The 9,096-nt window shown below is 69.9% G+C and carries 8 protein-coding genes; 6 read left to right on the top strand and 2 right to left on the bottom strand.

Annotated elements, in window-relative coordinates:
• Positions 1 to 141: 141 nt before the first annotated feature.
• The 5 genes from B0W80_RS33305 to B0W80_RS33285 all read left to right on the top strand — a co-directional run bounded on the left by B0W80_RS33305 (position 142) and on the right by B0W80_RS33285 (position 6,222).
• A complete protein-coding gene (locus tag B0W80_RS33305) occupies positions 142 to 1,146 on the top strand; it encodes a tripartite tricarboxylate transporter substrate binding protein (RefSeq protein WP_077003420.1) in 1,005 nt (334 codons plus the stop codon).
• A gap of 137 nt (positions 1,147 to 1,283) precedes the next feature.
• Positions 1,284 to 2,534: a 3-methyl-2-oxobutanoate dehydrogenase (2-methylpropanoyl-transferring) subunit alpha gene (locus B0W80_RS33300; protein WP_077003419.1), complete on the top strand. Its 1,251-nt coding sequence runs from the start codon at positions 1,284 to 1,286 to the stop codon at positions 2,532 to 2,534.
• A 4-nt stretch (positions 2,535 to 2,538) separates the two neighbouring features.
• Entirely contained in the window at positions 2,539 to 3,552 is a 1,014-nt protein-coding gene (locus B0W80_RS33295) for an alpha-ketoacid dehydrogenase subunit beta (RefSeq protein WP_077003418.1), read from the top strand.
• Entirely contained in the window at positions 3,553 to 4,848 is a 1,296-nt protein-coding gene (locus B0W80_RS33290) for a dihydrolipoamide acetyltransferase family protein (RefSeq protein ID WP_077003417.1), read from the top strand. It abuts the gene before it with no gap.
• A gap of 78 nt (positions 4,849 to 4,926) precedes the next feature.
• The gene (locus tag B0W80_RS33285) at positions 4,927 to 6,222 is read left to right on the top strand and encodes a nodulation protein NfeD (RefSeq protein ID WP_179107088.1); all 1,296 of its coding nucleotides are present in this window, start codon (positions 4,927 to 4,929) and stop codon (positions 6,220 to 6,222) included.
• A gap of 18 nt (positions 6,223 to 6,240) precedes the next feature.
• Here the strand turns inward: B0W80_RS33285 and B0W80_RS33280 are convergent, their stop codons facing one another.
• Entirely contained in the window at positions 6,241 to 7,152 is a 912-nt protein-coding gene (locus tag B0W80_RS33280) for a DMT family transporter (protein ID WP_077003415.1), read from the bottom strand.
• Positions 7,153 to 7,321: 169 nt separating this feature from the next.
• On the opposite strand from B0W80_RS33280, the gene corA reads away from it, so the two are divergent.
• On the top strand, positions 7,322 to 8,335 hold the full coding sequence (corA, locus tag B0W80_RS33275) for a magnesium/cobalt transporter CorA (RefSeq protein ID WP_077003414.1): 1,014 nt from the start codon (positions 7,322 to 7,324) through the stop codon (positions 8,333 to 8,335).
• On the opposite strand, the gene B0W80_RS33270 is transcribed toward corA, so the two are convergent.
• Positions 8,271 to 9,096 (bottom strand): GntR family transcriptional regulator (locus B0W80_RS33270; RefSeq protein ID WP_143684902.1); only part of this gene is annotated, 826 nt, incomplete at its 5' end. The genes corA and B0W80_RS33270 overlap by 65 nt on opposite strands.

Raw genomic sequence — 9,096 nt, 5'->3', positions numbered from 1 at the left:
GGGCGTACCATGGCCCGCATTATCGAGAGGCAGGCCTCGAGCTGCAGAGAATGGTCGCGAGCGGTCGAATAAGCTTCGACGCGAATCCGCATGAGCCTCGCGCCACAATGCGCGTTCGCTTTTTTCGCCCGCAGGACCGCCATGCCCGTCTCACTCGCCCGCCGCCCGCTCGTCGCCCTTGCCGTTTGCGCCGCCGCATGTGCGCTCGCCGCGCCGCCCGCCTTCGCCCAGGGCGACTGGCCGCAGCAGCCGGTCACGCTGATCATGGGCTTCCCGGCCGGCTCGGGCGTGGACGTGGTGGCACGCACGATCCAGGAGCCGCTGTCGCAGAAGCTCGGCCAGCCGGTGGTCATCGACTACAAGTCCGGCGCGGCCGGCAACATCGCCAGCGAGTACGTGGCCCGCGCCAAGCCGGACGGCTACATCCTGGCTTTCGGCACGGCCGCCACGCACGGCAGCAACGCCGCCCTCTACAAGAAGCTGCCCTTCGACGTGGAGGCCGACTTCGTGCCGGTGGCACCGGTGCTCGACGTGTCGAACGTGCTTACCGTCAATCCCGACGTCATCAACGTCAAGACGCTCAAGGAGTTCGTCGACCTGGTGAAGGCGAACCCCGGCAAGTACAACTACGCCTCCACCGGCAACGGCGCCGGCACGCACATGGCCTTTGCCGAGTTCAACGCGCGCCTGGGGCTCGACATGGTCCACGTGCCGTACAAGGGTGGCCCCGAGGCCATCACATCGGTGGTGCGCGGCGAGACCTGCTGCATCATGAACCAGGTGCAGACCGTGCTGCCGCAGTACAAGGCCGGCAAAGTGCGGCTGTTGGGCGTGACCACCGCCAAGCCGGTGGCCGCGGTGAAGGAAGTGCCGACCATCGCCTCCAGCGGCATCGCGGGCACGCAAGGCTTCGACAGCTCGATCTGGTTCGGCATCTTCGCGCCCAAGGGCACCGACGCGCGCATCGTCGACAAGCTCAACGCGGCCATCCGTGCCGTGCTGGAGCAGCCCGACATCCGCGAGAAGTTCGAAGGCCAGGGCAATACGGTGCGCGTCGAGACGCCGGCGCAGTTCAAGGCCACGGTGCATGCCAACCGCGTGAAGTGGGCCGAAGTAGCCAAGGCCGCCAACATCAGCATCGACTGAACATCCACCGGGCATCGACCCGTCGGTGCCGCATGGGCCGCGCGCGCCCCGGCCGACCAGACGGCGCTGCAGCCCAGCGCGAAATTCGCTAGTCTCCGGTGACGCGCGACACCACAACGCGTGCGGAGACGACAACGATGAGCCAGGGCACCCCCTCTCTTCGTCTGCATGTGCCCGAGCCCACCGGCCGGCCGGGCCACGAGACCGATTTCTCGTACCTGCACCTCTCGCGTGCCGGCGAGGTGCGCCGCCCGCCCGTCGATGCCACCCCGGCCGACACCAGCGACCTGGCCTACACGCTGGTCCGCGTGCTCGACGACGAAGGCCGCGCCGTCGGGCCATGGGCCCCGGAGGCCGACCCGGCATTGCTGCGCAAGGGCCTGGTCGCGATGATGAAGACGCGTGCCTTCGATGCCCGCATGCTCATCGCGCAGCGCCAGAAGAAGATCTCGTTCTACATGCAGTGCCTGGGCGAAGAGGCCATCGCCACTGGCCACGCGCTCGCGCTGGTGCAGGGCGACATGTGCTTCCCGACCTACCGGCAGCAGGGGCTGCTGTTGGCGCGCGACGACGTCTCGATGGTGGAACTGATCTGCCAGCTGATGTCGAACGAGCGCGACCCGCTGCGCGGGCGGCAGCTGCCGGTGATGTATTCGATGAAGCGCGCGGGCTTTTTCTCGATCTCGGGCAACCTGGCGACGCAGTTCATCCAGGCGGTCGGATGGGGCATGGCCTCGGCCATCAAGGGTGCAACGCATATCGCATCGGCCTGGATCGGCGACGGCTCCACCGCCGAAGCGGACTTTCACACGGCGCTGACCTTCGCGCATGTCTACCGCGCGCCGGTGATCCTCAACGTGGTCAACAACCAGTGGGCGATTTCCACCTTCCAGGCCATCGCGGGCGGCGAGGCGACCACCTTCGCGGCGCGCGGCGTGGGCTGCGGGATCGCGTCGCTTCGCGTGGACGGCAACGATTTCCTCGCGGTGCTGGCCGCCTCGCGATGGGCCGCCGAAAGGGCGCGCGGCAACCTGGGGCCCACGCTGATCGAATGGCTGACCTACCGCGCCGGCGCGCATTCGACCTCCGACGACCCGTCGCGCTACCGGCCGGCCGACGACTGGCAGCACTTTCCACTGGGCGACCCGGTCGCGCGGCTGGCGCAGCATCTGCGCGGGCTCGGCGCCTGGTTGGACGGGGAGCAGGCCGCCATGCAGGCCGCGCTGGAGGCCGAAGTCACCGCCGCGCTCAAGGAGGCCGAGCGCTACGGCTCGCTGGCCGACGGCCACATGGCGGGCGCCGACGCGATGTTCGAGGACGTCTACGAGCGCATGCCGCCGCATCTGCAGGAACAGCGCCGGCAGGTCGCCGCATTCCGGAAAGGCTGATCGCATGGCCGCCATGACGATGATCCAGGCCCTGCGCTCGGCCATGGACCTGATGCTGGAGCGTGACCACAACGTCGTCGTCTATGGCCAGGACGTCGGCTACTTCGGCGGCGTGTTCCGGTGCACCGAGGGCCTGCAGGCCAAGTACGGCCGCTCGCGCGTGTTCGACGCGCCGATCTCCGAGGGCGGCATCGTGGGCGCCGCCATCGGCATGGGCGCCTACGGATTGCGGCCGGTGGTGGAAGTGCAGTTCGCCGACTACTTCTACCCGGCCTGCGACCAGATCGTGTCGGAGGCGGCGCGGCTGCGCTATCGCTCGGCCGGCGACTTCACCGCGCCCATCACCATCCGCATGCCCTGCGGCGGCGGCATCTACGGCGGGCAGACCCATAGCCAGAGCCCCGAGGTGCTGTTCACCCACGTCTGCGGGCTGCGCACCGTGATGCCGTCGAACCCGCGCGATGCCAAGGGCCTGCTGATCGCGTCCATCGAGAACGACGACCCGGTGATCTTCCTGGAGCCCAAGCGGCTCTACAACGGCCCGTTCGACGGCCACCACGACCGGCCGCTGGTGCCCTGGTCGGCGCATCCGCTGGGCGAGGTGCCCGAGGGCTACTACACCGTGCCGCTCGAATCGGCCACCGTGTTCCGGCCCGGCCAGGCGTTGACCGCCATCGCCTACGGCACCATGGTCTACGTGTGCGAGGCGGCGGCGAAAGAGACTGGCATCGACGCCGAGATCATCGACCTGCGCAGCATCTGGCCGCTGGACCTGCCCACGCTGGTGGCCTCGGTGAAGAAGACCGGCCGCTGCGTGATCGTGCACGAGGCCACGCGCAGCAGCGGCTTCGGCGCCGAGCTGACGGCGCTGGTGCAGGAGCACTGCTTCTATCACCTGGAGGCACCGATCGAGCGCGTGGCCGGCTGGGACACGCCCTACCCGCATGCGCAGGAATGGGCCTACTTCCCCGGGCCGGAGCGCGTCGGCGCCGCCTTCCGCCGCGTCATGGAGGACTGAATGGGCGTGCATGCGATCAAGGTGCCCGACATCGGCGAAGGCATCGCCGAAGTCGAGCTGGTGGCCTGGCGGGTGCAGCCCGGCGATGCGGTGGCCGAAGACCAGCCGCTGGCCGACGTGATGACCGACAAGGCCACCGTGGAGATACCGTCACCGGTGGCGGGCACCGTGCTCGCGCTGGGCGGCGACGTCGGGCAGCAGATCGCGGTGGGTGCGGAGCTGATCCGCATCGAGGTGAAAGGAGCGGGGCAGGCGGCGGTCGATGCGCCGGTGCCGGTGCCGGCCCCCGCACCGTCCGCCGTGCCTGCGCCCGCGCCGCCAGCGCCAGCGTCGGCGTCAGCAATAGCGCGAGCGCCTGCAAACCCGGCTTCGGCACGATTGCACGACGCACCCGCGGAGCTGGTGGACCACGGCCGCCCCATCGCCTCGCCCGCCGTGCGCCGCCGGGCCTGGGAGCTCGGCGCCGACCTGCGGCAGCTGCAACCCAGCGGCACCGCGGGCCGCATCGTGCAAGCCGATCTCGACGCCTGGCAGGCGCGCCATCCGAATGCCGCGCGTGCGCCGCAAGCTGCTGTCGCCCTCCCGCGCGGCACCGAGCGCAACGACGAAGAGGCCATTCCCATCACCGGCGTGCGCCGCCGCATCGCGCAGCGCATGCAGGAATCGGCGCGCCGCATCCCGCACTTCAGCTACGTCGAAGAAGTGGACGTGACCGAGCTGGAGCGACTGCGTGCCCAGCTCAACGCCCGGGACGACGGCCGCCCGCGCCTGACGCTGCTGCCCCTGCTGGTGCGTGCCCTGGTGCTGGCCGTGGCCCGCTTTCCGCAGGTCAACGCCCGCTTCGACGACGAGGCCGGCGTGCTCACCCGGCACGGCGCGGTGCACGTGGGCATCGCGACGCAGACCGCGTCGGGCCTGATGGTGCCGGTGCTGCGGCATGCCGAGGCGCTCGACCCCTGGGCCAGCGCGACCGAGATCGCACGCCTGGCCGCCGCCGCGCGCGCCGGCCAGGCCACGCGCGGCGAACTCAGCGGCTCGACCATCACCCTGAGCAGCCTGGGCGCGCTGGGCGGCATCGCCTCGACGCCGATCATCAACCTGCCGGAGGTGGCCATCGTCGGCGTCAACCGCATCGTCGAACGGCCGGCGATGATGGCCGGCGCGATGCTGCCCCGCAGCATGATGAACCTCTCGTCCTCCTTCGACCACCGCGTCATCGACGGGCAGGTCGCGGCCGAATTCATCCAGGCGATGCGCGTGCCGCTCGAATCGCCTGCGCTGCTTTTCGTCGACTGACACATAGGGCTTGCGAGCGTATGACCCGCCGCCCGCACTCCTAGAATTTGCCGCATGGGTTCCCCCTGGACGTGGCTGATGGGACTGGTCCTCCTGGCCCACACGACGGCTGGTGCCCAAGCCGTGTCTTCTGCGCCCGCCGCAGGGGCGGCGCCCCGGCAGGCGACGCGCATGGTGGTCCTGATGCAGGTCGAGGGCGCCATCGGCCCGGCCGCCGCCGACTACGTGCGCCGCGGCCTCGCGCTCGCCGCCAAGAAAGAAGCGCGGCTCGCGGTCATTCAGCTCGACACCCCGGGCGGGCTCGACGCTTCGATGCAGAGCATCGTCAAGGACATCCTGGCCTCGCCGATTCCGGTCGCGACCTTCGTGGCGCCCGGCGATGCGCGGGCCGGCGGGGCCGCGGCGGCCATCGTGTATGCGAGCCACATCGCGGCCATGACGCCGTCGTCCAGGCTCGGCACCGTCAAGCCCGGATCGAAGCTGGCGCCCGAGTCCGTCGCCTTGATCCGCGAACTGGCGCTGCTGCGAAACCGCAACGCCGAATGGACGGAGCAGGCGCTGCGCGAGCCGGTCGGCCTGTCGGCGCAGGAAGCGTCGAAGGCGCGGGTCGTCAACTACATGGCCCAGGACGTCGCCGACCTGCTGATGCAGGTCAACGGCCGCGACGTGGCCATGGAGGGCGGCACCGTTCGCCTGGCCACCCAGCGCGCGCAGCTGCTCATCGTCGAGGCCGACTGGCGCAGCCGCCTGCTGTCGGTCATCACCGAGCCCGGGCTGGCGCTGGTCTTGCTGATGATCGGCATCTACGGCTTGCTGTTCGAGTTTTCGAATCCGGGCTTCAAGCTGCCCGGTGCGCTGGGCGCGATCTGCCTCGCGCTGGCCTTCTTCGGCCTGCAGATGCTGCCGATCAACTACGCGGGGATGGCCTTGATCCTCCTCGGCGTGGCCCTTCTCATCGCGGAGGTCTTTTTGCCGACCTTCGGGGTGCTGGGGCTCGGCGGCATCGCGGCCTTCGCTTACGGCGCGATCCTGCTGATCGACAACGACGCGCCCGGCTTCGGCGTGCCGATCTGGGTGATCGCCCTGAGCAGCGCCTTCTCGGCGCTCTTCATCATCGTGGCGGCCGGCATGTCGGCGCGCGCCAGCCGGCGGCCGGCGGTCGGCGGCGTGACCACGCTGATGGGCACGACGGGCGAACTGGTCGAGTTCGCCGACGGCGAAGGCTGGGCGCAAATTGAAGGCGATTACTGGCCCGTGACGGGAACGGGCGACCTGTACCCCGGCCGCCGCGTGCGCGTGAGCGGTGTGAAGGGCGTGACGCTGCAGGTCGCACCTGAAGGGCAGGAAGCGCCGGCCGCGCGTCGCGTGGCCTGAACGCAGCGTTCATGGCCGTCATGCCTGCAGGCACAGGCCCACGAGGCCCAGCAGCACCAGGCCCAGTCCGATCTTCTCGCGCCGCGACAGCTCCTCGCGCAGCAGCCGGCGCGACACCAGGTAGCTGAAGAACACTTCGACCAGGCCCAGCGTGCGCACCTCTGCCGCGGAATGCAGCGCGAAGGCCGTGAACCACGCGATCGAGGCGAGCGCCCCTGCGAGGCCGGCCGCCAGCGACACGCGCCAAGCCCGCGCGACGGCGCCCATCGTGGCCGGCGAGCGCAGCGCCAGCCAGCCGCCCAGCAACAGCGACTGGGCCGCCTGCGCCCACACCACGCCCCAGGCGCCGGCCATCCAGGGCGACAGCTCCGGCACCTGCAGCGCCGCGCCGCGGTAGCCGATCGCGGACAGCGCGAAGCCGGCGCCCGAGGCCAGGCCGAACATCGCCGCACGCGCGTTCCAGCCACCGGCCTGCGCACCCTGCATGGACAGCAGCACCAGGCCCAGCGTCGCCACCACCATCGCCGCGAGCGCCACGTGGCCCGGCAACTCGTGCAGGAAGACCAGCCCGAACAGCACCACCTGCAGCACCTCGGTCTTGGAGAAGGCCACGCCGATGACGAAGTTGCGCTCGCGCATGGCCGCGAGCAGGAAGGCGGTGGCGGCGATCTGGGCGACCGCGCCGAGCAGCAGCCAGAAAAAGTAGGTGCCGCCGAAGTGTGCCGCCGGCCCCGCCTCGCCCGGCAGTGCGCGCAGCACCAGCAGCCACAGCACGGCGAACGGCAGCCCGTAGAGAAAGCGCACCAGCGTCGCGCCCAGCGTGCCGGTCTGCGCCGTGAGCGAACGCTGCGCTGTGTTGCGCACCGTCTGCATCGCGGCCGCCCACAGGACGAGCGGGATCCAGATCCAGGCGGTGGAGGCAGATGGCATAGGCGGGGCGGGGCTCGTGAAGGAAGACGGGAGCAGACGCCCCGTTATAGCGGTCCGCCGGTGCCATGCCGTTCGCGATTGGGCAGGGTGCCCCCGCCCAAGCGCGAGGCCTGCCGCCCGGCAGGCGGCGTGGCAAGATGCCCGTCCCCACCATTGCCCCCGGCCCCGCATGCTCATCAACTGCGTCGTCTACGAAAACGGTACCAAGCTGGCCGACATTCCCGTCACCGACATCAGCGACTACACCTCGCTGCCCGGCTGCTTTGTCTGGGTCGCGCTCCACGATCCGACGCCCGAAGAACTCGAAGAGGTCCGGGAGGAATTCGAACTGCATCCCCTGGCGGTGGAGGACGCGCAGCACGGCCACCAGCGGCCGAAGGTCGAGGAATATGCGGACTCTCTCTTCGTGGTCATGCATCTGCTCGAGGCTGACAAGGGCGACAAAGACGACGAGGGCGACAAGGGCGGCAATGGCGCCACGTCGACGACGCTGACCGTCGGCGAACTCGACGTCTTCGTCGGCGGCAACTACGTGGTGTCGGTGCGCAACCGCAGTAAGCACGGCTTCGTCGAGGTGCGCGAGCGTTGCGAGCGCGAGCCCGAACTGCTGAAGACCGGCCCCGGCTTCGTGCTCTATGCGCTCATGGACGCGGTGGTCGACCGCTACTTCCCGGTCATCGACGCCTTCGAGGTCGAGCTCGAAACCATCGAGCAGCGCATTTTCGACAAGGGTGCCGCGCGCGAGAACATCAAGCAGCTCTACGCGCTCAAGCAGCGGCTGACCCTGCTCAAGCACGCGGTCGCGCCGCTGCTCGAAGGCACCGGCAAGCTGCACGGCGGCCGGGTGCCGCAGATCTGCGCCGGCTCGCAGGAATACTTTCGCGACGTGGTGGACCACCTCGGGCGCATCAACAACACCATCGACGCCATCCGCGACACCATCGCCATCGCCATCCAGGTCAACCTGTCGATGGTCAGCATCGAGGACAACGAGGTCACCAAGCGCTTCGCCGCCTGGGCGGCCATCTTCGCGGTGTGCACGGCCTTCGCCGGCATCTGGGGCATGAACTTCGAGTTCATGCCCGAGCTGAAATGGCGCTACGGCTACTACGCCGCCATCACGCTGATCGTGAGCCTCTGCGGCTTTCTCTACTGGCGCTTCCGGCGCGCGGGCTGGGTGTAGGCGCAGCGGTCTTTTTCGCCGTGGCCTTCGGTGCCGTCGGTGCGGGCGGCGCGATCGAGGTGAACAGGCTGGACAGGTCGTCGGGCGCCCGGCTGGCGGCGGCGCCGGCCAGCACGCGCTGCTCGAGTTCGTCGAGGTGCGCCATCGCCACAGCCAGCGCGCGCGGCAGCGACGTGCCCGACAGCGCCTCGATGATCTGCTCGTGCTCCCGCGGCGCGCAGCAGGCGGCCTCGGGTGCGTCGAAGAGCGCCTTGTAGAGCTCGGTGTTGCCGACCAGCCGCTGCAGGTACGACTGCAGTTCCTCGCTGGCCGCCATCTGTCCCAGCAGCAAGTGGAAGTCGCCGGCCAGGCGGATCGAATCGGCGCGCCGGTCTTCCTTGAAGGCGCGCTGCTCGGCCTGCACGTGCTTGCGCAGAGCCGAGGTCTGGTCGCGCGTGAGCTCCCCGAACAGGGTGGCGACCAGGCCGGCCTCGACGATGCGCCGCGCACGGTAGATGCCCTGCATGTCTTCGACGGACGGGTTGGGGACGAAGGCGCCGCGGTTGTGTTCGAGCACCAGCTTCTTTTCGGTGCCCAGGCGCGCCAGCACCTTGCGGATGGCGCCGCGCGTGCAGCCCAGCGCCTCGGCCAAGGCCCGTTCGCGCAGCGGCGTCCCGGGGCGCAGGCGGCCGCTCAGCAGGGCCTGCGAGACGGCGGCGTAGACGCGCTCGTCCACGCTGTCCTCGGTCGCCGGTTCAGGCGGCTCGGCGCTGTGTCGGTTC

This window comes from Variovorax sp. KK3 (genome assembly GCF_001984055.1).
Lineage (GTDB): Bacteria > Pseudomonadota > Gammaproteobacteria > Burkholderiales > Burkholderiaceae_C > Variovorax.
The sequence above is the reverse complement of the archived record's forward strand: the minus strand, read 5'-3'. Positions and strand labels throughout refer to the sequence as shown.

Bases quoted from the DNA above. Each gene is read 5' to 3' on its own strand.
- B0W80_RS33305 (WP_077003420.1), top strand. From the start codon at position 142: ATGCCCGTCTCACTCGCCCGCCGCCCGCTCGTCGCCCTTGCCGTTTGC.
- B0W80_RS33300 (WP_077003419.1), top strand. From the start codon at position 1,284: ATGAGCCAGGGCACCCCCTCTCTTCGTCTGCATGTGCCCGAGCCCACC.
- B0W80_RS33295 (WP_077003418.1), top strand. From the start codon at position 2,539: ATGGCCGCCATGACGATGATCCAGGCCCTGCGCTCGGCCATGGACCTG.
- B0W80_RS33290 (WP_077003417.1), top strand. From the start codon at position 3,553: ATGGGCGTGCATGCGATCAAGGTGCCCGACATCGGCGAAGGCATCGCC.
- B0W80_RS33285 (WP_179107088.1), top strand. From the start codon at position 4,927: ATGGGACTGGTCCTCCTGGCCCACACGACGGCTGGTGCCCAAGCCGTG.
- B0W80_RS33280 (WP_077003415.1), bottom strand. From the start codon at position 7,152: ATGCCATCTGCCTCCACCGCCTGGATCTGGATCCCGCTCGTCCTGTGG.
- corA (WP_077003414.1), top strand. From the start codon at position 7,322: ATGCTCATCAACTGCGTCGTCTACGAAAACGGTACCAAGCTGGCCGAC.